The sequence below is a fragment of the Polaromonas sp. P1_F8 genome (assembly GCF_056405635.1).
The window spans coordinates 230,388-257,348 of the sequence record NZ_JBFUBS010000001.1 but is presented as its reverse complement, the minus strand read 5'-3'; the positions used below and the strand labels follow the sequence as shown (position 1 = coordinate 257,348).

Below are 26,961 nucleotides of genomic sequence, written 5' to 3'. Positions count from 1 at the left end.
GCATGTCGTCTTATGTAGCACTGATCATTTTTATCGTCGCGATGATCTTCGTCATCCGCGCCATCAAGGTCGTACCCCAGCAGAACGCCTGGGTGAAGGAGCGCCTGGGGAAATATGCGGGAACGTTGACCCCCGGCCTGAACTGGCTGATTCCCTTTGTCGATCGCGTCGCCTACAAGCACAGCCTGAAAGAAATCCCGCTCGACGTCCCCAGCCAGGTTTGTATTACCCGCGACAACACGCAGCTGCAGGTCGACGGCATCCTGTACTTCCAGGTGACCGACCCGATGCGGGCCAGCTACGGCTCATCCAACTACATCGTGGCTGTCACGCAGCTGGCGCAGACCTCCCTGCGTTCCGTGATCGGCAAGCTCGAACTCGACAAGACCTTTGAAGAACGCGACATCATCAATGCGCAGGTGGTTGCCGCCATTGACGAGGCCGCCCTAAACTGGGGTGTGAAGGTGCTGCGCTATGAGATCAAGGACTTGACGCCGCCCAAGGAAATCCTGCACGCCATGCAGTCGCAAATCACTGCCGAGCGGGAAAAACGCGCGCTGATCGCCGCCTCTGAAGGCCGCCGCCAGGAGCAGATCAATATTGCCACCGGTGAGCGCGAGGCATTCATTGCCCGCTCCGAAGGGGAAAAGCTGGCCGCCATCAACAACGCCCAGGGCGAAGCCGCCGCCATCATGGCTGTGGCCGATGCCAACGCCAAAGCCATTGAACTGGTGGCTGCCGCCATCCGCCAACCTGGCGGTGAACAAGCCGTGCAGCTCAAGGTCGCGCAACAGGCGGTAGAGGCCTACTCGAAGGTGGCGAAGGACGCCAAAACGACATTGGTCGTGCCCAGCAACATGACTGAAGTCGGTGCGCTCATCAGCTCGGCCATGAAAATGGTGCAGGCCAACAAGGCGTAACGACAGGTTTTCGCAGGCAAGACCATGAGCGCAAAAAACGTACTGGGCACGGATTTGGTGCCCTGCTCCTATGACCCGCTGACCGGCTACTTTCGCGACGGTTGCTGCAACACGGATGAGTCGGATGCAGGGTCCCACCTGATATGCGTTCGCGTCACGCGTGAATTTCTGGCTTTTTCCGCCAGCCGCGGCAACGATCTTTCCACGCCGCAGCCTGCGTACCGCTTTGCGGGCCTTCAGCCGAATGACCGCTGGTGCCTGTGTGCCAACCGGTGGCGTGAAGCGCTGGAGGCCGGCTTTGCGCCGCCTGTCGTGCTGGAGTCGACGCACAGCAAGGCGCTGGAATTCGTCTCCCTGGTCCAGCTGGAAAAGCACCGGTTCCAGGGCGCACTCCACTGAGCCTGTTGCGCGTCGGGTGCAATTTCTGACTCCGTCTGTTCGCAGCACTGCTATAATCGAAGGCTTCGCGGAAGGGTGGATGAGCGGTTTAAGTCACACGCCTGGAAAGCGTGCGTAGGGTTAAACCTACCGCGGGTTCGAATCCCGCCTCTTCCGCCAAACAGTCTCGTCGCCGTGAGTTTCCACACGGTGGCAAAAACTCCTAAAAGCCCAGCTTGCTGGGCTTTTTTGTGCCCACTCCACTTTTCGGCGCCTCACTTCCGGTCTTCCCGGGTTTTTCCGGGCAAAAAAAAGCCACCTTACGGTGGCTTTTTTCTTGCGGTGAACGATTAGTTCAGGGCAGACTTCTTGCCGTCTTTGTAGACGTACAGGGTGATGGCGGGGTTCTTCAGTTCGCCATTGGGTTCAAAAGCGATCGTGGTGGTCACGCCCTTGAAGTTGGTTTTAATCAGCTCAGGGGTGTAAACCTTTGGATCCCAGGATCCAGCGCGTTTCATGGCGTCGACCAGAACGAAGGTAGCGTCGTAGGTGTACGGGCTGTAGACCTGGAACTGCTTCGGATACTTGGCTTCGTAGCGCTTCATCCAGGCTTCGCCGCCTGGCATTTTGGCCAGCGATGCGCCGCCTTCAGCACAAACCACGTTGCCGATGGTCTTGGCGCCTGCGGTCAGCTTGGCAAGTTCTGCGGTGCAGATGCCGTCGCCGCCGAAGTACTTGACGTTACCCATGCCGAGTTGTTCCATCTGGCGCAGCATTGGGCCGCCTTGTGGGTCCATGCCTCCGAAGAAGATCGCGTCAGGTGCTTTGGCCTTGATGGCGGTCAGGATGGCCATGAAGTCGGTGGCCTTGTCGGTGGTGAACTGCTCGTCAACCACGGTCATGCCTTTTGCCAGGGCCGTTTTCTTGAACACTTCAGCAACGCCTTGGCCGTAAGCGGTACGGTCGTCAATGATGGCGACTTTCTTCAGCTTCAGCGTATCGGCAGCATAGAAAGCCAGGCCAGCGCCCAGGGCGTTGTCATTGGCAATGATGCGGTAGGTGGTTTTGTAGCCTGGCTTGGTCAGGTTGGGGTTGGTTGCAGCGCCCGTGACGTGGGGGATACCGCAATCGTTGTAGACCTTGGAGGCAGGAATGGTGGTTCCGGAATTCAGGTGGCCGACCACGCCGGCGACTTTGGAGTCGCACAGCTTTTGTGCAGCGGCCGTGCCCTGTTTTGGATCAGCGGCGTCATCTTCAGCAACAATTTCAAACTTGACCTTCTTGCCGCCGATGACCACGTTTTGTGCGTTCAGGTCTTCGATGGCCATGCGCACGCCGTTTTCATTGTCTTTGCCGTAATGGGCTTGCGAGCCGGACAGCGGCGCCACGTGACCGATCTTGATCACTGCGTCTTGGGCAGAGGCAAAACCCGCTACTGCAGCGAGAGCAGCCACTACTGTCAGTTTTAATTTCATTTGCATAAAAAACACTCCGATTAGGAAATTACCGTTAAAGGTTGAGAACAATTTTTTTACTCAACGGGGCCGAACATAACGCAATTTCCGGGCCCGCACCATAGCAACGTCCCTAGGTTAAATTCCGATAAGGGGGTTTACCCGGGGAGCAGATTGCCTTATGTGAACTTGTGTTTCAAGGGTTGGGCACAGCGAGAAAGCATCTGTGCAGACAGCCGCTCACGCGTCCTATGCGTCCGTGTTTGGCGGTGCCGCTTCGTGCTTCAAAGCCTGGCTCACAGATTGACGGACAACATCCTCAATTTCTTCGCGCAGACGTGGGACCAAGGTTTGCGTGTGCTCCAGGATGAGTTGCCCTACGACCTCCCGCAAACGCCGCTCAAGGACCAGGTTCACCCGCTGCAGCACGCGTTGCACCATCTGCTCCTGAAGCTCTGCAGAAGCGATGGGTGGGGCCACAGGCAAACCAGTCCTGGCCGTTTCTGGCGGCGCAGCCGGCATCGGCATTGGCGCAGGCATGGGCCGCACGACTTCCGTCAGCGTCGGCACAAACCGCGGCGGTGCGGGCGGACGGCTCATGCGCCCTCCCCGGCCGTCGCAAGGTCATGGCGTTTCATGGCATAGCCCCTGTCGGTGTAGTGCTTCCACCGGCTTCGCGCTGCAAGACGGTCATCGTCGGCCTGCGCCACGACTTCGATAAAACGTTCGAAGCGTTCAAAGTCGGCGGGGATGCCATGTCCCAGATTGACCAGCACGCCGTAATGCGGGCAAGCCTTGAGCGACTCGGCCAGCACCACCGGCGTTGCCGCCAATGTACTTTCGGGGGCGCCTGCACGGCAATGCGGCACAAATTCCGCAGGCGAAAAACTCCAGATCAACTGGTCCAGTTCCGCCAGCACCGCCGCGTCCCCCGTCACCACAACGCTGGCGCCGCTCAGGTAGGCCTTGCGAAGTAACCGGCAGCTATAGGCCAGCTTGTCCGGCACATTGAAGTGAAAGGCGATTTCGGTCATGCCCGGGTTTTGGATGCGGGTTTGCGCCTGGAGACTGTTTTGGCTTTTTTGCCCGATGCTTGAGCCGAAGTCCCTGCCCTGGCAGGCACCACCTGGTCCAGCAGGTAGTCCAGCAGCAGCGGCACCGGCCTGCCGGTCGCACCTTTGGCGGCTCCGCCTTTCCAGGCCGTACCGGCAATGTCCAGGTGCGCCCAGGGGAAACTGGCCGTAAACCGCTGCAGGAACTTGGCCGCGGTCACCGCACCTGCGGCACGTCCCGCCACATTGGCGACATCTGCAAAATTGGTCTTGAGCCCTTCCGCATACTCGTCATCCAGCGGCATCCTCCAGCACAGGTCCAGGGATGATTCGCCTGCCGCCGACAAGGCCCCTGCCAAGGTGTCATCGCTGGAGAAAAGCCCGCTGCGCACGCCGCCCAGGGCAATCACGCAGGCACCAGTCAGCGTCGCGATATCCACCACAGCCCGGGGTTTGAAGCGCTCAGCGTAGGTCAATGCGTCGCAGAGCACCAGCCGCCCTTCGGCGTCGGTGTTCAGAATCTCAATGGTCTGCCCGCTCATGCTGGTCACCACATCGCCGGGCTTGATGGCGCGGCTGCCCGGCATGTTTTCGCAGGCCGGAATCAGGCCTACCACATTGAGCGCCGGCCGCAGCTCTGCCAGCGCCCGGAAGGTGCCCAGAACGCTGGCGGCACCGCACATGTCGAACTTCATCTCGTCCATTTCGGCCGCGGGCTTGATGGAGATACCGCCCGTGTCAAAGGTGATGCCTTTGCCAACGAGCACGACAGGCGCCTCGGCCTTGGCCGCCCCCTCATAGCGCAGCACGATAAAGCGCAACGGCTCGGCCGAACCCTGCGCCACGGCCATGAAGGAGCCCATGCCGAGTTTGGCGACCTCTTTGGGCCCCAGCACTTCTACCTTGATGCCGCGCAGCTTGCCCAGTTCCCTGGCAGCGCCGGCAAGAAGCGTCGGTGTCGCGTGGTTGGCCGGGCGGTTCGCCCACTCCTTGGCAAATTCAATGCCCTTGATCAGCGCTGCGCCCTTGTCAATGCCGGGGCGCGCTATCTGGGCACTTGCGGCGTCATTCACGGCAACCACCACCCGCTGCAACCTGCCGGGGCCGGCTTTTGCGGTCTTGGCGGCTTTGGACTTGGTGGTAGCGTAGGTATAGGTGGCATCACCGCAAGCGACCACGGCCGCGCGCACGGCTTCAGCTCGCAGATGGCCCACGGCACCGAAGCAAATGGTCAGGTGCTGCACGTTCGCAGCCTTCAGGGCGCCCAGGCCGGCACTGACGGCGGTACGAACATTTTTGGCACTGGCATCCCCGACGCCCGCCAGTACGACCCGCCTGGCAGTGATGCCGGGAGCGCGGTACGTACTCAGGAGCTTGCCCGGCTTGGCCTCAAAGTCCCCCGACTTGATCGCCAGCGATGCGAGCACCGAAAGCGGGTCATTGCCGGAGCCCGGATTCTGGGGTACGAGAATCAGCAGCGCATCGGTTTTTTCGCTGCAAATACGGATGGGTGTCAGTGTTTTGAGTTCAAAGTCCATAATTCAGGGTCTGGTAAATAAACCAAAGTAAAACAAAAATAAAACGAAGCCAAGGCAGATATTCAGTCAATGTTATTCCAATCCACGATTCGCAAAGAGCTGGCGCGCAGTTTTGGGGCCACGCTGGTGGTCCTGGTCACCATCGTGATGACCATTGTTCTGATCCGCACCCTGGGCCAGGCATCGCGCGGTTTCATCAATCCGCAGGACGTCATGTTGTTCATGGCCTACTCGGCGCTGGGACGCCTGCCGACAATCCTCACACTGTCGCTGTTTATTGCGATGGTCAGTACCTTGTCGCGCATGTACCGCGACAGCGAAATGGTGGTGTGGTTCACCAGCGGTCAGGGCCTGGCGGGTTTTCTGCGGCCGCTTTTCCGTTTTGCATGGCCCGTCCTGCTGGTCATCACGCTGATGGCTCTTTTTGTCTGGCCCTGGACCAACCAGCAAACCAAAGACATGCAAAGCCGGTATGAGCAGCGCGGCGACCTCGACCGCATTGCCCCTGGCCAGTTCCAGGAATCCTCCAGCGGCAACCGGGTTTTCTTCATCGACCGCGACCTGGCGGGCGAGCGCTCCAGTAACAACGTCTTTATCGCTGCGACCGAAAAAGGCAAGAGTTCCATCACCACGGCCCGCTCGGGCCGCATCGAGGCCAGAGGTGACGCGCAGTTCCTCATGCTCGAAAACGGCCAGCGCCTGGAAAACGTGATCGGGCAATCAGCGCTCAAAATCAGCGACTTCGAAGAATACGGTACCAAAACCGGTGATAACAACCCCCTGACCGAAAACGCACCGGAAGCCAAACTGCTTTCCACCCGCTCCTTGGTCAAGGCACCGACCCGCGGCAATCTCAGCGAGCTGGCATGGCGGCTGGGGCTGGCGCTGGCATCCATCAACTTTGTTGTGCTGGCGGTGGCCCTGGCCAGCGTGAACCCGCGCGGCGGGCGCAGCGGCAACATGATTTTTGTGCTGCTGACGTTTGTGGTCTACAACAACCTGGTCAACCTCGGGCAAAGCTGGATTTTTGTGGGCCTCATCAGTTTCAGCAACTTCCTGCTGGCGCTGCATGGCGGCGTCCTGCTGCTGGCCCTGGCCTGGCTGTCCAAGCGCCAGTTCAACTGGACGCTGCGGCCCGCCCGGCGCATCAACCGTACGCCGCTGGCTGTACGCGACAGCGAAAGCCACGCATGAAAACCATACGCCGCCTGATCTACGGTGAAGTACTCGCAGCCATCGCCCTGGTGGCGCTCGGCTTTCTGGCCCTGTTCTTCTTTTTTGACCTGGTCGATGAACTGCAATATCTCGGCAAGAGCAGCGGCATCAACGCAGCCGATGTCTACCAGATCAGGCATGCATTGCTATATGTAGGTCTGCTGATTCCCAATCATTTGTACGAGCTGCTGCCGATCTCCGTACTGATAGGCACCATCTTTGTGATGGCCCGGCTGGCACAGAGCTCCGAATACACCATCCTGCGCACCAGCGGACTCGGCCCCTGGCGCGCTCTGAAGTTGCTGCTGGTCCTGGGGGCGCTGTTCGTGGTGTTCAGTTTCGCCGTGGGCGACTATGTGGCGCCTGCCAGCGAACGGGCCGCACAGCTGCTCAAGGCGCGCTACCAGAACAAGATCACCATCGGCCAGACCGGTGCATGGTTGAAGGAAAAGCAGGCCTACAACACCTTTGTGGTCAATGTGAGGGCGCTCACCCCCGACAACGAAATGCAGAACGTGCAGATTTTCGAGTTCAACAACAAGGGATTGATCGTCTCCACCACACAGGCGCCGCTGGCAGCGTTCACCGCCGGCGATGCCTGGGAATTGAACCAGGCCACGCGCGCAGAGTTTGATGTTCCTGCCGGCGCCAGCAGCGCCGCCAAACCCGCGGGCAGCGCCAAGGTCAGCCGCGCGGTGCTAAAGAGCTTTCGCTGGCCTACCGAAATCAGCGCGGAAATGGTGTCGGTGGCGCTGCTCAAGCCTGAGCGCATGGGCACCATCGACCTGTTCAATTACGTCCGTCACCTGGACGCCAATGGGCAGACCGCGCAACGCTATGAAATAGAGTTCTGGAAAAAAGTCTTTTACCCGCTCAGCTGCCTGGTGATGGTGATTCTGGCGCTGCCTTTTGCCTACCTTCACTTTCGCTCCGGCGGCATTGCCGGCTACGTGTTCGCCGGTGTGATGATCGGCATCAGCTTCTTCCTGCTCAACAACGTGTTCGGCTATATCGGCAACCTGCGAAACTGGCAGCCCTGGCTTGCGGCTGCCACGCCAGGCCTGCTTTATATGGCCGTCTCGCTGGGCGCGTTTGGCTGGCTGGTGCTCAGGCGTTAACGGACGCTACCGTTCATGACGCCCCTGGCCCATACGCCGCGCGGCATTATCCTGCTTGCCCATGGCTCGCGCGACCCGCAGTGGCGCGACCCCATTGAGGCGGTTGCCGCGCAAGTCCGTCTCCGCGAGCCCGGCACCCCTGTCAGTTGCGCCTACCTGGAGCTTTGCCCTCCTTCGTTGCCTGAATCTGCTACAAATTTAATAGCTGCTGGCGCACGCCATATAAGGGTGTTTCCGCTTTTCTTTGGTATAGGCAAGCACGCCCGGGAAGACTTGCCGCTGCTGGTCGAACGCGTCAGATTGGCGCATCCGGGCGTAGAAGTCGAGCTTTTGCCTGCAGCCGGGGAATACCGCGAATTGACCGCACTTATGGCCAGCATTGCCTTGTCATAGCCGTGGAGGCATGGCGCATCGGTACGGCAGCTGGGCTCCTCTTTAGCATAAAACAGGCATAATAAAATCAATAATTAGCCTCAATTCGATATGAACCTTCACCAATTCCGCTTCGTCCAGGAGGCCATCCGGCGCAACCTGAACCTGACAGAGACCGCCAAGGCCCTGCACACCTCGCAGCCCGGCGTATCCAAGGCCATCATCGAGCTTGAAGAGGAACTGGGCGTCGAAATCTTTGCACGGCACGGCAAACGCCTCAAGCGTGTGACGGAACCCGGGGAACACGTCCTCAAAAGCATTGAACTCATCATGCGCGAGGTCGGTAACCTGCGCCGCATTGGCGAGCAGTTTTCTGCCCAGGACAGCGGCACCCTCTCCATTGCCACCACCCATACGCAAGCCCGTTATGTGCTCCCGCAGCCCGTCGCCAAGCTGCGTGAAGCCTTTCCCAAAGTCAATGTCAGCCTGCACCAGGGCTCGCCCGACCAGGTGGCGCGCATGGTGCTTGATGAGGTGGCCGAAATCGGCATTGCGACCGAATCATTGACGCAGTACGAAGACCTGGTGACCCTGCCCTGCTACGAATGGCAGCACATGCTGGTCATTCCTGTCGACCATCCGTTGGCCAAAAAAGACAACATCACGCTGGAAGACCTGGCGCAAGAACCGCTGATCACTTACCACCCGTCTTTCACCGGCCGTACCAAGATCGACCTGGCGTTTGCCGCCAAGCGCCTGCAGCCGCGCATCGCGCTGGAAGCCATCGACTCCGACGTCATCAAGACTTATGTGCGCCTGGGACTGGGCGTGGGCATCGTCGCAGAAATGGCTATCAAGGAAGACGGCACCAACAGCGACCTGATCGCCATCGCGGCCGGCCCGCTGTTCGGTATCAACGTCGCCCGCGTGGCCTTCAAGCGCAGCGCCTACCTGCGCAATTTCGTCTATAAATTCGCCGAACTGCTCAGCGACAAGCTGGACCGCGCCCTGATCACCAAGGCCATGGCCGGCCGTGTCAACGACTATGAGGTTTAGCTCCCCTCCGAAGCGGCCTTTGGCCACCTCCCCCTCAGGGGGCGCCGCAAGCGGCCCGGCAAAGCCGGTTCCGCCGCGGCCGCTTGCGAAAGAAACACATCCAGCCCAATCATGACCATGATCCTCGAACGCACCCCCAAGCTCAAAACCAAGCTGCCCGCTGTCGGCACCACGATCTTCACGGTGATGTCCACGCTGGCCGCTGAAAAAGGCGCTGTCAACCTGGGCCAGGGCTTTCCTGATTTTGAGTGTGACCCGCAGCTGGTCAATGCCGTCACCGACGCGATGACAAAAGGCCTGAACCAGTACCCGCCCATGACGGGCGTTCCGGCGCTGCGCGAAGCCATCTCGGCCAAGGTGGCCAAACTTTACGGCCACCGCTACGACGCCAACAGCGAGATCACCATCACCGCCGGCGCCACGCAGGCCATCATCACGGCCATCCTGGCCGTCGTTCACCCCGGCGACGAGGTCATCGTGCTGGAGCCCTGCTACGACAGCTACGTGCCCAACATCGAGCTGGCCGGTGGCGTCGTGGTGCGCGTTCCCCTCACGCCCGGTACCTTCCGGCCCGACTTCGACAAAATTTCCGCGGCCATCACATCCAGGACACGGGCGATCATCGTCAACTCGCCGCACAACCCGAGCGCCACGGTATGGACCGAGGCCGACATGCTCATGCTGCAGGACATCCTGGCACCCACTGACGTCCTGCTGATCAGCGACGAGGTCTATGAGCACATGGTGTTCGATGCGGCCCAGGGACGCATCCATCAAAGCGCCGCACGTTTTCCGGGCCTTGCCGCGCGTGCGTTCATCGTCAGCAGCTTCGGCAAGACTTACCACGTCACCGGCTGGAAGGTCGGCTACGTGGCCGCACCCGCAGCACTGACCACCGAGTTCCGCAAGGTGCACCAGTTCAACGTGTTCACCGTGAATACCCCTGTGCAATACGGGCTTGCCGCGTACATGGCCGATGCGCAGCCTTACCTGGACCTGCCGGCCTTCTACCAGCGCAAGCGCGACCTGTTTCGCGAAGGCCTTGCCAAAACCCGCTTCAAACTGTTGCCCAGCGAAGGCAGCTACTTCCAGTGCGTGGACATCTCCGGCGTGAGCGACCTGGACGAAGCCGGGTTCTGCAAGTGGCTGACCACCGAAATCGGCGTGGCGGCGATTCCCCTGTCGGCGTTTTACGGCAATGGCTTTGACCAGCGTGTGGTGCGGTTCTGTTTTGCCAAAAAAGACGAAACATTGAACACGGCGCTGCAGCGCCTGGCCAAGTTGTAAGCGCGGCAGGTCTCGCGTGTAAGCCAAGGCTGTCAGTATTTGCCGACGGCTTGACAGGCGTTCATCCTGCTTGTTTGCGCCCCGCATCGGGAAAGAATCACTTCACATAACAAGGAGTGCTTCAAATGTCCCTATCCCTCATTCTGCTGATCGTTCTTATTCTTATCCTGGTCGGCGCTTTGCCTACCTGGGGCCACAGCCGCAGCTGGGGTTACGGGCCCAGCGGAGGTGTCGGCCTGGTGGTGCTGATCCTGGTGATCCTGCTGCTGATGGGACGCATCTAGTCCGCACCTTCCGTTGGTGATTCACCAGGAAAAATGGCCTTGCGTTGCAAGGCCATTTTTTTGCACTCTCATCTCACAAGCCTGAGTCAACTATTTAGTTGCTGCCAAGCCTTGTCTAGTCGCTTAACGCTGACCGGCTGCGGTGTGCGCAGCTCCTGCGCAAAAAAGCTCACACGAAGCTCTTCCAGCAGCCAGCGGAATTCCTGCATGCGCGCATCCACCGCGCCTTTTCGCTCAGCCACGAGCCGCCAGTAACGCTGCTCCTGCGGCCGCAATTCGGCCATCCGCGCGGCATCACGTGCCGGGTCGGCGCGCCATTTTTCCAGCCGCAACGTGATGGCCTTGAGGTAGCGTGAGAAGTGCTGCAGTTGCCCATAAGGTGTGGCCGTCAGAAAGCGTTTGGGTACCAGACGCTGCAGTTGCTGGGCGGCATCTGCCGCGGCTTCAGCGGCATTTTTGGTGTCCTTGATCTTGCGTTGGGCCACGGCGAATTCGGTCAGGATGCCGGCTGCAAGCCGGGCCACCTCGCTGGCAATCAGCGTCAGGCGCCCTCGCCCATCGTCGATGCGTTTTTTGAACTCGGCTTCGTGCGTCGGCAATGGGTCCAGCAAAAACGCGCGGTCCAGCGCCACTTCGATGATCTGCTCGCGCAATTCCTCCAGCGTACCGCCGCCGGAGTTGTCGGCGGCGCGGCCCACCAGCATGTAGCTGGTGGCCATCTTCTGCAGCTCCGGCAGGTTCTTTTCCAGGTACTTCAGCGCATCCTTGATTTGCAGGGAGAACAGCCGGCGCAAGCCGGCGCGGTGCTTCGCGGCCGCCACGTCGGGTTCGTCAAAAACCTCGATCGTCACTGCGTCGCCCAAATCAATGAGCGCCGGAAACCCGATCAGCGTCTGGGCGCCCTTGCGGATTTCCATCAGCTCCGGCAACTCGCCAAAGCTCCAGCTGGTGTAGCGCTCCGGCGCTTTCGCCGCTATCTTTTCAGGAGCTGCTTGCGCTCGTCCTGATTGGGCTGCAGGCCGATTTGATGCTGAATTTTCGGAAAAAACGGGCTTTTCGGAACCAGATTCGGGTGCTTTTGCCAGGTTTTTGAGTCCCGCCAGCGCCTGGAAGGCACCCCGTGCCTGCGAGCCCAATTCGCCCTTGAGTGCGCCCAGGTTGCGGCCCGCGCCCAGCTGGCGGCCATGTTCGTCGACCACACGGAAGTTCATGAACAGGTGCGGCGGCAGCATATCCAGCTTCATGTCATTGCGCTTGACGTCCAGCGAAGTCGCGTCGCGCACCAGCTTGAGCACCGCGTCGGTCAGCGAGCCGCTGCCGAACACCTCGGGTTGCAGCAACTGCTCCGTCATGCGGGCAGCGGTGTCGGGCAACGGCACCAGCCGCGAGCGCGGGCGCTGATGCAGTGTCTTGATCAGCGCCTGCACCTTGTCCTTGAGCATGCCGGGCACCAGCCACTCGCAGCGCTCTTCGTTGACCTGGTTCAGTGCGAACAGCGGCACGTCCACCGTCACACCATCGCGCGCGTCGCCGGGTTCGTGCAGGTAAGTGACCAAACAATCCACGCCACCCATTCGCAGTGTCTTGGGAAATGACTGCGTGGTAATGCCCGCAGCCTCATGCCGCATCAGTTCTTCGCGCGTCAAGAGCAGGAGCTGCGGCTGCTTTTTGACTTCCTCCTTGTACCAATGTTCGCAACTTGCGCCACTGTGTACGCCAGCCGGAAGTTGCTGGTCATAAAAAGCGTAGATCAGTTCCTCGTCCACCAGCACGTCCTGGCGTCTGGCTTTGTGCTCAAGGTCCTGCACCTGCTGGATCAGCTTCAGATTCGCCGCAAGGAAAGGCAGCTTGGTCTCCCAGTTGCCGGCCACCAGCGCCTCGCGGATGAAAATTTCGCGCGCCGTGACCGGGTCGACACGGCCGAAGTTGACGCGCCGCCCGTTGTAGACCACCAGGCCGTAGAGCGTGGCACGCTCCAGCGCCGTCACCTGTGCAGCCTTTTTCTCCCAGTGCGGGTCCAGCAACTGCTTGGCTAAAAGATGTCCGGCCACCTGCTCTATCCAGGCCGGGTCAATGTTGGCAATGCCACGGCCAAAAAGGCGTGTGGTTTCCACCAGCTCGGCCACCACAATCCAGCGGCCCGGCTTTTTGCTCAGGCGTGCGCCCGGGTGGCGGTAGAACTTGATCCCGCGCGCACCCAGGTACCAGTCTTCCTCGTCGCTCTTGCAGCCGATGTTGCCCAACAGACCGCAAAGCATGGACAAGTGCAACTGCTCATAGCTGGCAGGCTTGTCATTCAGCACCCATTTTTGCTCGCCCACAACCGTATGGAGCTGGGAATGGATGTCGCGCCACTCGCGCACGCGGCGGATATTGACGTAGTTCTCGCGCAGCAGGTTCTCGTACTGGCGATTGGAGAGTTTGTGGTCGGTGCCGTGGCCGCCCCGCGCATCGCCCAGCCATTTCCACAGCTTCAGGTAACCACTGAACTCGCTCTTCTCGTCATCGAACTTGGCGTGCTGCTGGTCGGCCTGGGCCTGCTTGTCCATGGGGCGGTCGCGCACGTCCTGCACGCTGAGCGCGCTGGCGATCACCAGCACCTCGTCGAGCGCGTTACGGTCCTTGGCTTCCAGAATCATGCGGCCCACGCGCGGGTCCAGCGGCAGCTTGGCCAGCGTGCGCCCCACGGGCGTGAGCTCGTTGTCCTCGTCCACCGCGCCCAATTCGGCCAGCAACTGGTAGCCATCGGCAATCGCGCGGCGCTGCGGTGGCTCGATGAAGGCAAACTCTTCCACATTGCCCAGGTGCAGCGCCTTCATGCGCAAAATCACCGAAGCCAGCGAACTGCGCAGGATTTCAGGGTCGGTAAAAGGCTGGCGGCCCTGGAAGTCCTTCTCGTCATACAGTCGTATGCAGATACCGTCGGCCACGCGGCCGCAGCGGCCGGCACGCTGGTTGGCGGCAGCCTGCGACACCGGCTCCACCATCAGCTGCTCAACTTTGTTGCGAAAGCTGTAACGCTTGACGCGCGCCGTGCCCGCATCAACTACGTAGCGAATGCCCGGAACAGTCAGCGAGGTTTCGGCCACGTTGGTGGCCAGCACGATGCGCCGGCCGCTGTGGCCGTCAAAAATGCGGTCCTGTTCGGCCTGGCTCAGGCGGGCAAACAGCGGCAGCACCTCGGCGTTGCGCGTCAGCGGCTGGTGCGCCAGGTGCTTGCGCAGGTGGTCGGCCGCCTCGCGGATCTCGCGCTCGCCGGGCAAAAACACCAGGATGTCGCCCGCGCTGTGCGGGCTCAGCCAGAGTTCGTCGACGGCGTCGGCAATCGCGTCGTTCAGGTCATGCTCACGCGACTCCTCAAACGGCCGGTAGCGCTGTTCGACGGGAAACATGCGGCCCGACACCATGATCACCGGCGCAGGGCCTTTGCTGGACGCGAAATAATCCGCGAAGCGCTGCGCATCAATCGTCGCCGAGGTGATAACCACTTTCAGGTCGGGCCGGCGCGGCAGCAGCTGGCGGAGGTAGCCCAGCAAAAAATCGATGTTCAGGCTGCGCTCATGGGCCTCGTCGATGATGATCGTGTCGTAGGCTTTGAGCAGCGGGTCGGTTTGCGTCTCTGCCAGCAAAATGCCGTCGGTCATCAGCTTGACGGAGGCGTCGCGGCTCAGCCGGTCCTGGAAGCGCACCTTGTAGCCCACCACGTCGCCCAGCGGCGTCTTCAGCTCCTCCGCGATGCGCTTTGCCACGCTGGACGCGGCAATACGGCGCGGCTGGGTATGGCCGATGAGCCGGCCCTGTCCGGCGGGGTAATTGAGCTTGCCGCGCCCCATGGCCAGCGCGATCTTGGGCAGCTGGGTGGTTTTACCCGAGCCGGTTTCGCCACAGACGATGATGACCTGATGGGCCGCCATGGCGGCGGTGATTTCGTCGCGTTTGCCCGAAACGGGCAGCGACTCTGGAAAGGTAATGGCGAGGGGAGACAAGGATGGAAGCGAAGAAAAAGGCAAGCAGAGCAGGATAAAAGCGGCAGCAGCGCTGCCAGAGCGCTCAATTATCGGGTGTTCCAGCCCGCAGCGGACCGGCTATGGTTATGGCATCGCGATCAGGCCGCCAGCACGGGCAGGTCGACGGCTTCCCCGCTGGTCTCGTCAAACCACGCAATGCGGCTTGGGTAGCTGAGCGCTATGCGCGACATGCCCCGCCCTGTGCTCACCGCCGAAGAGGCGCGTGCGTCGGACTTGGAGACCCTGAGCACGCCAAGGCCGACTTCAGCGACCCAGCGCGTCTGCTGGTTCCCTACCAGATCGCCTTCGAGCGTGGTGTTGAGCACTACCGACCTGGCCAGGGCCGACTGAACCCTGCGCGCCAGGTGGATCAGCTGGCCGCTGTCATGGCAATTGCGCATCAGCAGCAAAAACCCGTTCTCTTCGAGGCGTCCCATTTCCACACCAGCGGGCACGGTGCGCCGCAGCCGGCCGGCGCACACAAACAGCGCGTGGTTCACAGCCGCGTGGCCGTAAAGCTTTTCCAGCACATAAAGATTGGCGACCGACACCACAATCACGCCCAACGGCACCGGCTCATCGCGGTATCGCCTGAAGGTTGCCTCCAGCATGTTGCCGGTTTCGCTGTGGGAGCGCATGCGCGTGACCGGGTCGTAGCTGGGGCCATGTGCCATGGCCCGGTTCAGCTCGATCAGGTAGGAATAACGGATCCACAGCACAGCTGCCATGGTGGCCAGGTAACACGTGCCGGCGACAGCGGTCACCGCGTGCACCTGCCACGGCACATGGGCACGGTCCATCGCCACCCAACTCAACCCGGCAATGGCCACGAGCATGAAGGAGACGCCCGAGACAGCCACCCAGGCAAGCAGGTCCCCCCGAACGGCACTGCGAAGACTGAGCGCCATTGCCACCAGCCCCAGAAAACAGGCCACCGCCAGGCTCAGTGCCAGGGCGTCGCGCGGGCTCAATGCCCAGCCAACCGCGATATTCAGAAGAGCCAGGCTCGCCAGCCAGGTCAAGGCGCGCCTGGCCGAGTCCGGATTGCGCAGGATGCCAAGGATGGAAAACAGCAGGTAAGCCAGCAGCGCAGACACCACGCTGGCCACATGGGCCAGGAAACGGTCCAGAACATCGGCGTTCTCGATGGGCAATCCGCCCAGGAAGGCCACCACAAAAAAAGTCGAGGCGATTGCCGAGACAGCCGCATTGACGGCAATACGCCGCAAGGACCGGATATAGGCAAATGCCGAACCGGCCAGCATCAGGCTGGCTGACCCGAAATAGCAGCCCCAAAACCCGATCGCGTATTTGTCCATGAACCCTAACCATACCCCGCCGCCCCTCATTAAGCAAACCCCCAAATGAAGTACGCCGGCAAAAAGCGCACCCTCGCCAAAGCCGGCATTTGCATCCCTCAGGCCGGGCGGTGTCTCCCTTACACTCACTGGACTTTTTCCGTTTACCGGGGAAACAGCGCCCAGGGAGACCGCTTGCCTCTTTCGCGCCGTCCCGGCTGCCCTTGACCCGCCACAACCGATCCCGAAAGCGCGCCCATGTCTGCCGTCTTCAATTTCACTTTTGTGCCCTGGTTCCGCTCGGTCGCACCCTACATACATACCCACCGCGGTAAAACGTTCGTCGTAGGCATTGCCGGCGAAGCGATTGCGGCCGGCAAGCTCCAGCACATCGCCCAGGACCTGGCACTGATCCAGAGCATGGGCGTGAAGATCGTGCTGGTGCACGGCTTTCGCCCGCAGGTCAACGAGCAGCTCAAGGCCAAGGGGCACGCCGCCAGATATTCGCACGGCATGCGTATCACGGACGAAGTCGCGCTCGACTGTGCCCAGGAAGCCGCCGGCCAGCTGCGCTACGAGATTGAGGCCGCCTTCAGCCAGGGCCTGCCCAACACCCCCATGGCCGGCTCCACGGTACGGGTGATTTCGGGCAATTTCATCACCGCGCGGCCGGTCGGCATCCTCGACGGTGTGGACTTCAAGCACTCGGGCCTGGTGCGCAAGGTGGACACCGCCGCCATCGGCCGTGTGCTGGATTTCGGCGCCATGGTGCTGCTCTCGCCCTTTGGCTTCTCACCCACCGGCGAAGCCTTTAACCTGACCATGGAAGAAGTCGCCACTTCGGTGGCCATCGCCATGCAGGCCGACAAGCTGATTTTCCTGAGCGAAATTCCCGGCATACGCATCCACCACGACCAGCCCGAAAGCGAAGACAACCCCATCGACACCGAGCTGCCGCTGGCCGCCGCCGAAAAACTGCTGGCCACCCTGCCCAACGGGGAACGCCCCACCGACACCGCGTTTTACCTGCAGCACTGCGTCAAGGCCTGCAAGGCCGGCGTGGAACGCAGCCACATCCTGCCCTTTGCGGTGGACGGTGCGCTGCTGCTGGAAATCTATGTGCACGACGGCATCGGCACCATGGTGATCGATGAAAAGCTCGAAGAGCTTCGCGAAGCCACGGAAGACGACGTGGGCGGCATCCTGCAGCTGATCGAGCCTTTTGAAAACGACGGCACGCTGGTCAAACGCAGCCGCACCGAAATCGAGCGCGACGCCGCCAACTACAGCATCATCGAACACGACGGCGTGATCTTTGCCTGCGCGGCGCTCTACCCCTACCCCGAAGCCAAAACGGCAGAAATGGCGGCGCTCACCGTCTCGCCGCAAAGCCAGGGCCAGGGCGACGGTGAGAAAATCCTCAAACGCATCGAGCAGCGCGCCCGCGCGGCCGGCCTGCAAAGCATCTTTGTGCTGACCACCCGCACCATGCACTGGTTCATCAAGCGCGGCTTTGTGCAGGTAGACCCGGACTGGTTGCCCGAAGGCCGCAAGCGCAAATACAACTGGGACCGCAAGAGCCAGGTGCTGGTCAAGAAGTTGTCATAGGGGCTTTCCCCTTGAACGGTTTTTCTTTAGCATCCGGTGACTCCCGTTCCATCTACACAGGAAACCCCAGCATGCTCCAGCTCCGCCCCAACTGCGAATGCTGCAACCGCGACCTGCCCGCCGAGTCGCCCGATGCCCGCATCTGCACCTTTGAATGCACGTTTTGTGTTGACTGCGTCACCACCAAGCTCAAAGGCGTCTGCCCCAACTGCGGCGGTGAATTTAGCGCACGGCCGCGCCGCCCGCCCGACATGCTGGCCAAATACCCACCTTCGAAAGAGCGTGTTTTTAAACCTCAGGGTTGCGGAGCCGCACCATGAACACCACCACCCTGCTGCTCTTTTCGATCGTGGCGCTGGTAGCCATCGCCACGCCCGGCCCCACCGTCCTGCTCGCGCTGGCCAATGGTTCACGCTACGGCGTGCGCCGCTCCGTGCCCGGCATGCTGGGTGCCGTGGTGTCAGACTTTGTACTGGTCGGCGCGGTCGCATTGGGTCTGGGTGCGCTGCTGGCGGCCTCCGAGTTCTGGTTCTCGGTGCTCAAGTGGGCCGGCGCGGTCTACCTGGCCTGGCTTGGCATTCGCCTGCTGCGCTCGCGCGGCGGATTTGAGATTCCCGCCGAAGGCAATGCCGGCACGCAGCACGGCGGCCGCGCAATTTTCATGAAGTCCTTCCTGGTGGCCGTGACCAACCCCAAGGGTTACCTCTTTTGCTCGGCCCTGCTCCCGCAGTTCATTGACCCGGCTGCTGCCCAGGCACCGCAATACCTCGCCATTTCGCTGGTATTCGCCGGCATCGATTTTTCCGTCATGTTCGGCTATGCCTTCATAGGTGCACGCGCCATACGCCTGCTCAAGGCCTCGGCCACACGCTGGATAGACCGCGCCTGCGGCGGCGCGCTGCTGGCGCTGGCGGGCTCGCTGGCGTTCTACCGGCGCGCGAACAGCTAGGGGCGCGCCCGGGCTGCACGGCCCCGCTATGTGCGCTGGCGAACAGACTTTTCACAGCCTCCCTGCAAAACTCCCGGAGTCTTCCCAAAGACTTCACACATTCCCGGCCAGGATCCTGGAAGTGCCGCCCATAGCCGGCGCTTCGCAGGGTCGTCGTTACTTTTACAGAAACATGGCCCATGTCACCTATTACCAGCCTGAGCGTTCTTGACGCCATTGCCAAAGCCGATGGCATAGAGGTCAAGCGCCAGGAAGCACTGCTCAAGACAGGCGCATTGCAGACGGCCATCCTGACGAGCGAAAATTTCTCGATCATCGCAACCGACGAAAAAGGCATCATCCAGCTCTTCAACGTCGGTGCCGAACGCATGCTGGGTTATATGGCGGCTGAAGTCGTCAACAAGATCAACCCCAGCGACATCCATGATCCGCAGGAAGTGATGGCCCGGGCCCAGGCGCTGAGCCTGGAGCTCGCCACCACCATCACGCCCGGCTTCGAGGCACTTGCATTCAAGGCCTCGCGCGGCATCGAAGACATTTACGAGCTGACCTATATCTGTAAAGACGGCAGCCGCTTTCCGGCCATCGTGTCCATCACCGCATTGCGCGACGATTTCGGCACCATCATCGGCTACCTGCTGATCGGCACCGACAACTCGGTACGCAAGCAGGTCGAAGTGGCCCTGAAGGAAGCGATGGCCGTGGCCGAGAAGGCCAATCTCGCCAAATCGGACTTCCTGTCCAGCATGAGCCACGAGCTGCGCACACCGCTCAGCGCCATCCTCGGATTTGCGCAGCTGATCGAATCCGGCACGCCCCAGCCAACGCCCTCGCAAAAACGCAGTGTGGACCAGATCCTCCAGGCCGGCTGGTACCTGCTGGAACTCATCAACGAAATCCTGGATCTGGCATTGATCGAGTCCGGCAAGCTGTCGCTGTCGCTGGAACCTGTGTCGCTGGCCGAGGTCATGCTTGAATGCGAGACCCTGATCGAGTCACAGGCCGGCAAACGCGGCATTACCGTGACCTTTCCGAAATTCCCTGTGCCCTGCTTCGTGAGTGCCGATCGCACGCGGCTTAAACAGGTTCTGATCAACCTGCTGTCGAACGCGATCAAGTACAACACCAGCAGTGGAACGGTCTTGATCAACTGCGTGGATCTGCCTCAAAAGCGCATCCGCATCTGCATTGAAGACACGGGCGAAGGCCTGAGCCCTGCCAAGATCGAGCAGCTCTTCCAGCCCTTCAACCGCCTGGGCCAGCAAGCCACCACCGAACAAGGTACGGGCATTGGGCTGGTGATGACCAAACGCCTGATCGAGCTGATGGGTGGCGTCATCGGCGTCGAGAGCGTTGTCGGAAAAGGCAGTGTGTTCTGGATTGAAATGGACGTGACCGACGAAATTGCATTGCGAACAGAGCTGGCAGCCCTGGCGCCGATCCTGCAAAGCCAGGTGGCTACCGATCCACGTGCCCATACACTTCTGTACGTAGAAGACAACCCTGCCAATCTGATGCTGGTGGAAGACCTCATCGCGCGCCGCTCCGACATCCGGCTGCTGTCGGCCCGTGACGGCATCAGCGGCATCGCGATGGCGAAAGCCTCGCAGCCGGACATCATCCTGATGGACATCAACCTGCCGGGCATCAGCGGCATCAAGGCGGTACAGATTCTGTGTGCCGATCCGTTGACTGCACACATTCCGGTGGTGGCGCTCAGCGCCAATGCCATACCCCGTGACATTGAAAAAGGCATGGAAGCCGGCTTCTTTCGCTACCTCACCAAGCCCATCAGGATCAATGAGTTCATGGACACCCTGGACCTGGCGCTGGCATTTTCCAAAACAAAGTCCATGCAGGCCCCCGTGCCGGAAAAAACCGCATGAACACCGAATTCGACATCCTGAACGGCAGCATCCTGGTGGTGGACGACCAGCCCGTCAATGTGCAGTTACTCGAGCAGCTGCTGGCAGGCGCCGGCTATACCCAGGTCAGGTCCACCATGAATTCGCCGGAGGTAGCCGCGCTGCACGCAGAGCACCGCTACGACCTGATCCTGCTCGACCTGAAAATGCCCGGCATGGACGGCTTCCAGGTGATGGAGGCGCTCAAGGAAGACAGGCATGACAAATACCTCTCTGTCATCGTGCTGACAGCGGAGCCGGCCCACAAGCTGCGCGCCTTGCAGGCCGGCGCCAAGGATTTCATCAGCAAACCGTTTGACCTGGTCGAAGTCAAGACGCGCATCCACAATGCGCTGGAAGTGCGCCTGCTGTATAAAAAGCTGGAGAACTACAGCAAGCTGCTGGAGCTGGCCATGCAACAGAGCACCGCAGAAACCGACGAAGCGCGAAGCCGCTAATAGCGTCTGGCTGGACCAGGCGGCCAGGCCCATCCCTCTAGTCTGCGGCCCGCATTTACTGCTTGAGCTTTTCAAGCAGGAAGTCGATGAACAAGCGCACCCGCAAGGGCACGTGCCGCCCGTGCGGGTATAGCAATGAAAACGGCCGTGACCGCCCCGCAAAGGGCTGCAACACCTCTTGCAGCCGGTCTTGGCGCAAGTCTTCTTCGACGATAAAACGGTAAGTCTGCAGCAGGCCCGCGCCATGCCGGGCCAGCGTCACCCCGCCCAGCAAGTCTTCCGAGCAGCAGTACCCACCGCTGGTAGCCACCTCCAGTTCCTTACCCGCCTGGCTGAACAGCCACGGAATTTTCTGACCACTGCTGGGCAACAAAAACTGGATGCAGTCATGCTGCTGCAAGGCCTCCAGCGAGGTTGGGGTTCCCGCCTGCTGCAGGTACGAGGGCGCAGCCACCACCACCAACGCGGCATCTTCGAGCTTGCGCGCGACTAGGCCTGAGTCGGGCTGTGCGCGCCCGCGTATGGCCAGGTCGTAGCCCTCGTCGGCAAAGTTGACATTGCGGTTGCTCAGGTTGACCTCAACCTGCACCGCTGGATGAAGAGCCCGAAAAGCCGGCAGCAGAGGCAGCACACGGTAGTGCCCGTAAGGCGTGGGCAGGCTGATGCGCAGCACGCCGGCAGGCACCAATTGCTGGCCCGTGGCTTCGCGCTCGGCCTCCACCAGCTGCCCCAGGGCCTGCCGCGCCTGCTCAAAATAAGCGCGACCGGCCTCGGTCAGCCGTATCTGCCGCGTCGTGCGTGTGAAGAGCCGCACGCCCAGCCTTTCCTCCAGACGCGACACCGAGCGGCTCACAGCGGCAGGCGTGAGACCGGCACTGGTTGCCGCCGCCGTGAAGCTGCTGAGCTCTGCCGCAAGGCAAAAAAGCTCAATGCTTCCCAGCTGAAGATCATCAAATTGACGGTTCATGGTTTTTGATTTTCTGTGGATTATCTATTACTCCATGTAACTTATGAAGTTAACCAACATCCATTTATCTCTCCAAACATCATCAATAGCATGAGGCCTTCCCAACTAATTTGATCAAGGAACCCATGAAACTGTTTTTCTCTCCTGGCGCCTGCTCACTGGCTCCCCACATTGTTCTGAAGGAAACCCGGCAGGCCTTCAAGCTTGAAAAAGTTGATACAGGCACCCACACCACCGCAGACGGGGCCGACTACTACGCCATTAACCCCAAGGGTGCCGTGCCGCTGCTGGAGCTCGAGAGCGGCGAGCGCCTGACCGAAGGCCCCGTCATCGCCCAATACATTGCCGACAAGGCAGGCCGCGCCGACCTGCTTCCGGCCGCCGGCAGCATGGACCGCTACCGCGTGATGGAGTGGCAGAACTACATCACCTCGGAGCTCCACAAAACCTTCACGCCATTGTTCAACCCGGACCTGGACAGCAGCGCCAAAAAAACCCTGGCCAGCGTTCTGCGCAAAAAATACGAATGGGTCAACACCCAGCTGCAGTCCAAAGACTATTTGCTCGGCCAGTCCTTCACCGTGGCCGATGCCTACTTGTTTGCAGTCACAGGCTGGGCCAAGTACGTGTCGTTGGACCTGGCAGACCTGAAGCATCTGCAGGATTTCCTGGCACGCGTGGCCGGCCGGCCCGCCGTGCGCGAGGCCCTGAAGGCCGAAGGACTGCTGGTATGAGCCGCTGGAAAACCACGGCGCTGACCCAAAGACTGGGCCTGGCGGCGCCGATTGTGCAGGGTCCCTTCGGAGGCGGCCTTTCCTCGGTGGCGCTGACCACGGCGGTCTGCGAGAGCGGTGGGCTGGGCTCGTTTGGCGTGCATCACCTGACAGGCGCGCAAATTGAAGAGACGGCGCAGGCCATACGCCTGAAAACAAAACGGCCTTTCGCATTGAACCTGTGGGTGCCGCACGAGAACAGCGAGGACCCGCCAGTCACAGACCCGCAATTCGAGCAGCACCTGTCGCTGCTCGCCCCCTACTTCAAGGAACTCGGTGAACCCTTGCCGACCCGGCCCGAGCGCTTCAGCCCGCGCTACGAGGACCAGGTACAGGGCCTGCTGGCAGCCCGACCCGCGGTTTTCAGTTTTGTATTCGGCATTCCGTCGCCGGAGATCCTTCGCCAATGCAAGGCGCTGGATATCGTGACCGTGGGCGCCGCTACAACGCCTGAAGAGGCGATGGCACTCGACAGCGCCGGCGTCGATATGGTGGTGGCAACCGGCTTTGAGGCGGGCGGGCATCGCGTGTCCTTCCTACGTCCACCCGAAAACTCTCTCACCGGTACGCTGGCGCTGATTCCCCAGGTGGTCGATGCGATCAAGGCCCCGGTCATTGCCGCAGGCGGTATTGCCGACGGGCGCGGCATTGCAGCAGCCTTGGCGCTGGGTGCTCAAGGCGTGCAGATCGGCACGGCCTTCCTGGCCTGCGTCGAGTCATCTGCCAGCGACATTCATCGCCAAAAATTGTTCAGCACTGATACCCGATACACCGCCCTCACCCGCGCCTTCAGCGGGCGCCTGGCGCGCGGTATTGAAAACCGCTTCATGAACGAGTTGAAGGCGCACGAGGGAGGTATTGCGCCCTACCCGGTCCAGAACTGGCTGACCGGCCAGTTGAAACCGGCTGCTATTGCCCAAGGCAGAACAGACTTGATGTCGCTCTGGTCCGGCCAGGCCGCACCGCTGCTCAAGCACCGGGATGCCGGCTCGCTGATGGTGGCGCTGCAGCAGCAAACCGACGACGCGCTAAAGCGGGTTGCCGGGTCAGTCTGACCTTCAAGCAGGATTTGTCTGATGACCGCGCATGACGATGGATTGACTGAAGGTGCCTGATTGAGGTGCCGTCGCCTCAATGAAAATCGCGGCTCGATGTGCCCAGCCGCCCCAGCAACGGCGTGAGGTCTTCCAGCCGGTGCGCCACCAGGTTGCGCACCGCGCCATAACCTTTGGCGCTGCCGCGTTCTTCACTACGCTGCCACGTGCCATACACCGCCAGCAGCCGGGCATGCAGCACCTCGCCGCGTTGCGCCTCGCGCAGCGATTTCCAGATGATCACATTGACCGGCCCGGTCTCGTCTTCGAGCGTGACGAAGATGGTGCCCTTGGCGGTTTGCGGCTGCTGGCGCACAGTGACGATGCCACAACCGGCCACCTCTTCGCCGTCGGGCAAGGCATTGAGCTCGCTGGCGCTCAGCAGGCCCCTGCGTGACAGCCGTTCCCGCAGCAAGGCCACCGGGTGGCGCCGCAGCGTGAGGCCCGTGGCCTGGTAGTCGAACAAAATATTTTCGCCCTCGGGCGTGTCGGGCAAGGCCAGCGGCGTTTCGTGCGTGGGTACCGATTTGAGCAGGCGCGGCGCCAGTTTGATGGCTGAAGCTTCCCAGACCTGCTGGCGCCGGTGGCCCGCCAGCGGCAGCAGGGCATCGGCGGCGGCCAGCGCGTTGATTTCGAGCGTACCCAGCTGGGCGCGCGACACCAGGTCTTCCGTCGAAATGAAAGGCGCTTGTGCCCGTGCCTCCACCAGGCGCAGGGCGGCTTCTTCGCGCAAGCCGGCCACCAGGCGCAGGCCCAGGCGCACCGCCGGCTGCGTCCCCGCAGCCAGCACACCCAGTGGCTCCAGCGTGCAGTCCCATTCACTGTGCATGACGTCCACCGCGCGCACCTCCACCTGGTGGCGGACAGCGTCTTGCACCAGCTGGGACGGCGTGTAAAAACCCATAGGCTGCGAATTGACCATGGCCGCCAGAAAGCAGGCCGGCTCGTGGCGCTTGAGCCAACAGCTCACATAAACCAGCTTGGCAAAGCTGGCGGCGTGGCTTTCCGGAAAGCCGTAGTCGCCGAAGCCCAATATCTGACTGAAGATGCGCTCTGAAAATTCGGCGCTGTAGCCGTTTTTGACCATGGCATTGACCAGGCGGCCATGAAAGCGGTCAACCCCGCCCTTGCGCTTCCAGGCCGCCATGGAGCGGCGTAAATCGTCGGCCTCCCCGGGCGTGAAGTCAGCGGCGATCATCGCGATCTGCATCACCTGCTCCTGGAAAATCGGGATGCCCAGCGTGCGTTCCAGGGCCGGGTTCAGCGCCGGGTATTCCGGCACGACGTCTTCGCCCCGCCGCTTTTTATCGCGTGCCTTCAGGTACGGGTGCACCATGCCGCCCTGGATGGGCCCCGGCCGCACGATGGCGACTTCCACCACCAGGTCGTAGTAATTGCGCGGCTGCAGTCGCGGCAGCATGGACATCTGGGCCCGGCTTTCAATCTGGAAAACCCCCACCGTGTCGGCTTCGCAAATCATGTCGTAGGTGGGTGTGTCGTCCGGCTCGATTTGATGCATCTCCAGCTGGCTGCCCCGCGCCTGGTTCACCAAATCCAGGCAGCGCCGGATGGCCGACAGCATGCCCAGCGCCAGCACATCCACTTTCAGCAGGCCCATGGCCTCCAGGTCATCCTTGTCCCACTGGATGATGCGGCGGTCTTCCATCGAAGCCGGCTGCACCGGCACCAGCCGCGTGAGCTTGCCCTGGGTCAGGACAAAGCCGCCGACGTGCTGGCTCAGGTGACGCGGAAAGCCAATAAGCTGCGCCGACAGGTCAAACCATTGCAGCACCGGCCCTTCTCGGCCCTCCAGCCCGGCTTCCTTGAGTTTTTCCTGCAGCACCTCGCTGCCGTCAAACCAGAAATGCTCTTTGGCGAACAGGTCTATCAGTTCAGGCGCCATTGCCAGCGCCTTGCCCACATCGCGGATCGCGCTGCGCGGCCGGTAGCTGATGACGGTGGCGGCAATGGCGGCGCGGTCGTGGCCGTATTTGCCGTAGATGTACTGGATGACTTCTTCACGCCGCTCATGTTCGAAGTCCACGTCGATGTCGGGCGGTTCACTGCGCTCGCGGCTGATAAAACGCTCAAACAGCAGCTTGCTTTCCGCCGGGTTGACGGCCGTGACGCCCAGGCAAAAACACACCACCGAATTGGCCGCCGAGCCACGCCCCTGGCAAAGGATTTCCTTCTCTCTCGCAAACCGCACGATGTCGTGCACGGTGATGAAGAACATCTCGTATTCAAGCTCTTCGATCAGCGCCAGCTCAAAGCCCAGCTGCCGCCTGATCTTGTGCGGTATGTGATGCGGGTAGCGGGTATGGGCGCCCTGCCAGGTCAGCCGCCGCAGCCACCGCGAAGGCGTTTCGGCGGCCGGCACCATGTCTTCCTGCGGGTAGCGGTACAGGTTGCGAATCTCATCGAGAGTGAAATTGCACCGCGCAGCCACTTCCAGCGTGGCACGCAACAGACTGGCGGGGTAAATCTCGGCCAGGCGCATGCGCGGCCGCAAATGCGCTTCGGCATTCGGCTGCAGCGCAAAGCCGCATTCATGCACCGGTTTGCCCAGCTTGATGGCGGTCATCACATCGTGCAGCGGCTTGCGTGAGCGCTTGTGCATCAGCACATGGCCGGCCGCCACCAGCCGTATGCCGGTGCGCCGGGCTACTTCCTGCAGCTGCTGCAGGCGCAGCGCGTCGTCCAGGCCCTGCAGCAGCTCCACCGCCAGCCAGGCATTGATGCCAAAAAGGCCTGCAGCCCAGGCGCAATGGGCGCAAAGCGCTTCTGTATTGATAGCACCCGCGCCCACTTCATGCAAAGGCGCCAGCAAAATTTCGCAATCCCCCAGCCGGGAGAAATCCGTCTCGCCCAACGCGACGCGGTAGCTGCCTTTTTCCACCACGTCGCCCGCTTTGCGGGCTTCGGTGATGAACTCGCACAGGTTGCCCCAGCCCACGGCGTTGTGGGGCAACACCACCAGCCTGAAGGCATCGGGCGCCTGCACCAAAAATTCCGCGCCCGGCAGCAGCTTGAGGCCCATCTCCTTTGCCACCTCATGCGCCCTGACCACCCCCGCCACCGAACACTCGTCGGTGATGGCCAGCGCCTTGTAGCCCAGCTCGGAAGCGCGTTCGGCCAGCTCCTGCGCGTGCGAGGCGCCGCGCTGGAAGCTGAAGTTGCTCAGCGCGTGCAGCTCGGCGTAATCGGGAAGCGCGTAGGCAGGCATGCG

The 26,961-nt window shown here is 61.4% G+C and carries 23 protein-coding genes and 1 tRNA gene; 16 read left to right on the top strand and 8 right to left on the bottom strand.

What is annotated here, in order from left to right:
* The first annotated feature begins 2 nt into the window (after window positions 1–2).
* The 3 genes from AC1D1J_RS01280 to AC1D1J_RS01270 all read left to right on the top strand — a co-directional run bounded on the left by AC1D1J_RS01280 (window position 3) and on the right by AC1D1J_RS01270 (window position 1,478).
* Window positions 3–920, top strand: coding sequence for an SPFH domain-containing protein (locus AC1D1J_RS01280; RefSeq protein ID WP_477686385.1), 918 nt, complete (start codon window positions 3–5; stop codon window positions 918–920).
* Window positions 921–944: 24 nt separating this feature from the next.
* Window positions 945–1,319, top strand: a complete 375-nt coding sequence (locus AC1D1J_RS01275; RefSeq protein ID WP_477693676.1) for a DUF2237 family protein — start codon at window positions 945–947, stop codon at window positions 1,317–1,319.
* A 69-nt stretch (window positions 1,320–1,388) separates the two neighbouring features.
* Window positions 1,389–1,478: transfer RNA gene (locus tag AC1D1J_RS01270), tRNA-Ser, on the top strand.
* 170 nt (window positions 1,479–1,648) lie between these two features.
* Here AC1D1J_RS01270 and AC1D1J_RS01265 read toward each other — a convergent pair.
* From AC1D1J_RS01265 to AC1D1J_RS01250, 4 genes are all read right to left on the bottom strand, one after another.
* Window positions 1,649–2,779 (bottom strand): branched-chain amino acid ABC transporter substrate-binding protein, encoded by a 1,131-nt coding sequence (locus tag AC1D1J_RS01265; protein WP_457282750.1) that lies wholly within the window; start codon window positions 2,777–2,779, stop codon window positions 1,649–1,651.
* 222 nt (window positions 2,780–3,001) lie between these two features.
* The gene (locus AC1D1J_RS01260) at window positions 3,002–3,352 is read right to left on the bottom strand and encodes a hypothetical protein (protein WP_477693675.1); all 351 of its coding nucleotides are present in this window, start codon (window positions 3,350–3,352) and stop codon (window positions 3,002–3,004) included.
* A complete protein-coding gene (locus AC1D1J_RS01255; protein ID WP_477686388.1) occupies window positions 3,349–3,786 on the bottom strand; it encodes a DNA polymerase III subunit chi in 438 nt (145 codons plus the stop codon). Before AC1D1J_RS01255 ends, AC1D1J_RS01260 begins: the two co-directional genes overlap by 4 nt.
* Window positions 3,783–5,342, bottom strand: a complete 1,560-nt coding sequence (locus tag AC1D1J_RS01250) for a leucyl aminopeptidase (protein ID WP_477693674.1) — start codon at window positions 5,340–5,342, stop codon at window positions 3,783–3,785. Before AC1D1J_RS01250 ends, AC1D1J_RS01255 begins: the two co-directional genes overlap by 4 nt.
* A gap of 69 nt (window positions 5,343–5,411) precedes the next feature.
* On the opposite strand from AC1D1J_RS01250, the gene lptF reads away from it, so the two are divergent.
* From lptF to AC1D1J_RS01220, 6 genes are all read left to right on the top strand, one after another.
* On the top strand, window positions 5,412–6,536 hold the full coding sequence (gene lptF / locus AC1D1J_RS01245) for an LPS export ABC transporter permease LptF (RefSeq protein WP_477686390.1): 1,125 nt from the start codon (window positions 5,412–5,414) through the stop codon (window positions 6,534–6,536).
* Window positions 6,533–7,675, top strand: a complete 1,143-nt coding sequence (gene lptG / locus AC1D1J_RS01240; protein ID WP_477693673.1) for an LPS export ABC transporter permease LptG — start codon at window positions 6,533–6,535, stop codon at window positions 7,673–7,675. The genes lptF and lptG overlap by 4 nt, the downstream gene beginning before the upstream one ends.
* 15 nt (window positions 7,676–7,690) lie before the next feature.
* Window positions 7,691–8,068 (top strand): sirohydrochlorin chelatase, encoded by a 378-nt coding sequence (locus tag AC1D1J_RS01235; protein WP_477686392.1) that lies wholly within the window; start codon window positions 7,691–7,693, stop codon window positions 8,066–8,068.
* Window positions 8,069–8,158: 90 nt separating this feature from the next.
* Entirely contained in the window at window positions 8,159–9,103 is a 945-nt protein-coding gene (locus tag AC1D1J_RS01230; RefSeq protein ID WP_457282743.1) for a CysB family HTH-type transcriptional regulator, read from the top strand.
* 111 nt (window positions 9,104–9,214) lie between these two features.
* On the top strand, window positions 9,215–10,390 hold the full coding sequence (locus tag AC1D1J_RS01225; RefSeq protein WP_477693672.1) for a pyridoxal phosphate-dependent aminotransferase: 1,176 nt from the start codon (window positions 9,215–9,217) through the stop codon (window positions 10,388–10,390).
* A 125-nt stretch (window positions 10,391–10,515) separates the two neighbouring features.
* Window positions 10,516–10,674: a DUF3309 family protein gene (locus tag AC1D1J_RS01220; RefSeq protein ID WP_457282741.1), complete on the top strand. Its 159-nt coding sequence runs from the start codon at window positions 10,516–10,518 to the stop codon at window positions 10,672–10,674.
* Between the two features lie 86 nt (window positions 10,675–10,760).
* On the opposite strand, the gene hrpA is transcribed toward AC1D1J_RS01220, so the two are convergent.
* Together hrpA and AC1D1J_RS01210 are read right to left on the bottom strand one after the other, a co-directional pair.
* On the bottom strand, window positions 10,761–14,660 hold the full coding sequence (gene hrpA, locus AC1D1J_RS01215; protein WP_477693671.1) for an ATP-dependent RNA helicase HrpA: 3,900 nt from the start codon (window positions 14,658–14,660) through the stop codon (window positions 10,761–10,763).
* A gap of 119 nt (window positions 14,661–14,779) precedes the next feature.
* Window positions 14,780–16,000 (bottom strand): GGDEF domain-containing protein, encoded by a 1,221-nt coding sequence (locus tag AC1D1J_RS01210; protein ID WP_477693670.1) that lies wholly within the window; start codon window positions 15,998–16,000, stop codon window positions 14,780–14,782.
* Between the two features lie 237 nt (window positions 16,001–16,237).
* Here AC1D1J_RS01210 and argA point away from each other — a divergent pair, with 237 nt between their 5' ends.
* From argA to AC1D1J_RS01185, 5 genes are all read left to right on the top strand, one after another.
* The gene (gene argA, locus AC1D1J_RS01205; RefSeq protein WP_477693669.1) at window positions 16,238–17,587 is read left to right on the top strand and encodes an amino-acid N-acetyltransferase; all 1,350 of its coding nucleotides are present in this window, start codon (window positions 16,238–16,240) and stop codon (window positions 17,585–17,587) included.
* 71 nt (window positions 17,588–17,658) lie between these two features.
* Window positions 17,659–17,907, top strand: a complete 249-nt coding sequence (locus AC1D1J_RS01200) for a DUF1272 domain-containing protein (RefSeq protein WP_477671673.1) — start codon at window positions 17,659–17,661, stop codon at window positions 17,905–17,907.
* Complete coding sequence (locus AC1D1J_RS01195; RefSeq protein ID WP_477686397.1) at window positions 17,904–18,536, top strand: LysE family translocator; 633 nt, start codon at window positions 17,904–17,906, stop codon at window positions 18,534–18,536. Before AC1D1J_RS01200 ends, AC1D1J_RS01195 begins: the two co-directional genes overlap by 4 nt.
* A 179-nt stretch (window positions 18,537–18,715) precedes the next feature.
* Window positions 18,716–20,422: a PAS domain-containing hybrid sensor histidine kinase/response regulator gene (locus AC1D1J_RS01190; protein WP_477693668.1), complete on the top strand. Its 1,707-nt coding sequence runs from the start codon at window positions 18,716–18,718 to the stop codon at window positions 20,420–20,422.
* Window positions 20,419–20,898 carry a response regulator gene (locus AC1D1J_RS01185; RefSeq protein WP_477686399.1) on the top strand — a complete coding sequence of 160 codons (480 nt, stop codon included), beginning with the start codon at window positions 20,419–20,421 and terminating at the stop codon, window positions 20,896–20,898. Before AC1D1J_RS01190 ends, AC1D1J_RS01185 begins: the two co-directional genes overlap by 4 nt.
* A gap of 55 nt (window positions 20,899–20,953) precedes the next feature.
* Here AC1D1J_RS01185 and AC1D1J_RS01180 read toward each other — a convergent pair whose 3' ends face one another.
* Window positions 20,954–21,865, bottom strand: coding sequence for a LysR family transcriptional regulator (locus AC1D1J_RS01180; RefSeq protein ID WP_477693667.1), 912 nt, complete (start codon window positions 21,863–21,865; stop codon window positions 20,954–20,956).
* Between the two features lie 125 nt (window positions 21,866–21,990).
* Here AC1D1J_RS01180 and gstA point away from each other — a divergent pair, with 125 nt between their 5' ends.
* Both gstA and AC1D1J_RS01170 read left to right on the top strand, forming a co-directional pair.
* Entirely contained in the window at window positions 21,991–22,599 is a 609-nt protein-coding gene (gene gstA / locus AC1D1J_RS01175; protein WP_477693666.1) for a glutathione transferase GstA, read from the top strand.
* Window positions 22,596–23,693 carry an NAD(P)H-dependent flavin oxidoreductase gene (locus AC1D1J_RS01170; RefSeq protein ID WP_477693665.1) on the top strand — a complete coding sequence of 366 codons (1,098 nt, stop codon included), beginning with the start codon at window positions 22,596–22,598 and terminating at the stop codon, window positions 23,691–23,693. Before gstA ends, AC1D1J_RS01170 begins: the two co-directional genes overlap by 4 nt.
* A 76-nt stretch (window positions 23,694–23,769) precedes the next feature.
* Here AC1D1J_RS01170 and AC1D1J_RS01165 read toward each other — a convergent pair whose 3' ends face one another.
* Window positions 23,770–26,958 (bottom strand): error-prone DNA polymerase, encoded by a 3,189-nt coding sequence (locus tag AC1D1J_RS01165; RefSeq protein ID WP_477693664.1) that lies wholly within the window; start codon window positions 26,956–26,958, stop codon window positions 23,770–23,772.
* Between the last annotated feature and the right edge of the window lie 3 nt (window positions 26,959–26,961).

Coding starts and splice junctions, on each gene's coding strand:
- AC1D1J_RS01280 (WP_477686385.1), top strand. CDS start 3: ATGTCGTCTTATGTAGCACTGATCATTTTTATCGTCGCGATGATCTTC.
- AC1D1J_RS01210 (WP_477693670.1), bottom strand. CDS start 16,000: ATGGACAAATACGCGATCGGGTTTTGGGGCTGCTATTTCGGGTCAGCC.
- AC1D1J_RS01195 (WP_477686397.1), top strand. CDS start 17,904: ATGAACACCACCACCCTGCTGCTCTTTTCGATCGTGGCGCTGGTAGCC.
- AC1D1J_RS01185 (WP_477686399.1), top strand. CDS start 20,419: ATGAACACCGAATTCGACATCCTGAACGGCAGCATCCTGGTGGTGGAC.
- AC1D1J_RS01250 (WP_477693674.1), bottom strand. CDS start 5,342: ATGGACTTTGAACTCAAAACACTGACACCCATCCGTATTTGCAGCGAA.
- lptG (WP_477693673.1), top strand. CDS start 6,533: ATGAAAACCATACGCCGCCTGATCTACGGTGAAGTACTCGCAGCCATC.
- gstA (WP_477693666.1), top strand. CDS start 21,991: ATGAAACTGTTTTTCTCTCCTGGCGCCTGCTCACTGGCTCCCCACATT.
- AC1D1J_RS01165 (WP_477693664.1), bottom strand. CDS start 26,958: ATGCCTGCCTACGCGCTTCCCGATTACGCCGAGCTGCACGCGCTGAGC.
- AC1D1J_RS01255 (WP_477686388.1), bottom strand. CDS start 3,786: ATGACCGAAATCGCCTTTCACTTCAATGTGCCGGACAAGCTGGCCTAT.
- AC1D1J_RS01235 (WP_477686392.1), top strand. CDS start 7,691: ATGACGCCCCTGGCCCATACGCCGCGCGGCATTATCCTGCTTGCCCAT.
- AC1D1J_RS01220 (WP_457282741.1), top strand. CDS start 10,516: ATGTCCCTATCCCTCATTCTGCTGATCGTTCTTATTCTTATCCTGGTC.
- lptF (WP_477686390.1), top strand. CDS start 5,412: ATGTTATTCCAATCCACGATTCGCAAAGAGCTGGCGCGCAGTTTTGGG.
- AC1D1J_RS01265 (WP_457282750.1), bottom strand. CDS start 2,779: ATGCAAATGAAATTAAAACTGACAGTAGTGGCTGCTCTCGCTGCAGTA.
- AC1D1J_RS01200 (WP_477671673.1), top strand. CDS start 17,659: ATGCTCCAGCTCCGCCCCAACTGCGAATGCTGCAACCGCGACCTGCCC.
- AC1D1J_RS01275 (WP_477693676.1), top strand. CDS start 945: ATGAGCGCAAAAAACGTACTGGGCACGGATTTGGTGCCCTGCTCCTAT.
- AC1D1J_RS01190 (WP_477693668.1), top strand. CDS start 18,716: ATGTCACCTATTACCAGCCTGAGCGTTCTTGACGCCATTGCCAAAGCC.
- AC1D1J_RS01180 (WP_477693667.1), bottom strand. CDS start 21,865: ATGAACCGTCAATTTGATGATCTTCAGCTGGGAAGCATTGAGCTTTTT.
- AC1D1J_RS01225 (WP_477693672.1), top strand. CDS start 9,215: ATGACCATGATCCTCGAACGCACCCCCAAGCTCAAAACCAAGCTGCCC.
- AC1D1J_RS01170 (WP_477693665.1), top strand. CDS start 22,596: ATGAGCCGCTGGAAAACCACGGCGCTGACCCAAAGACTGGGCCTGGCG.
- AC1D1J_RS01260 (WP_477693675.1), bottom strand. CDS start 3,352: ATGAGCCGTCCGCCCGCACCGCCGCGGTTTGTGCCGACGCTGACGGAA.
- AC1D1J_RS01230 (WP_457282743.1), top strand. CDS start 8,159: ATGAACCTTCACCAATTCCGCTTCGTCCAGGAGGCCATCCGGCGCAAC.
- argA (WP_477693669.1), top strand. CDS start 16,238: ATGTCTGCCGTCTTCAATTTCACTTTTGTGCCCTGGTTCCGCTCGGTC.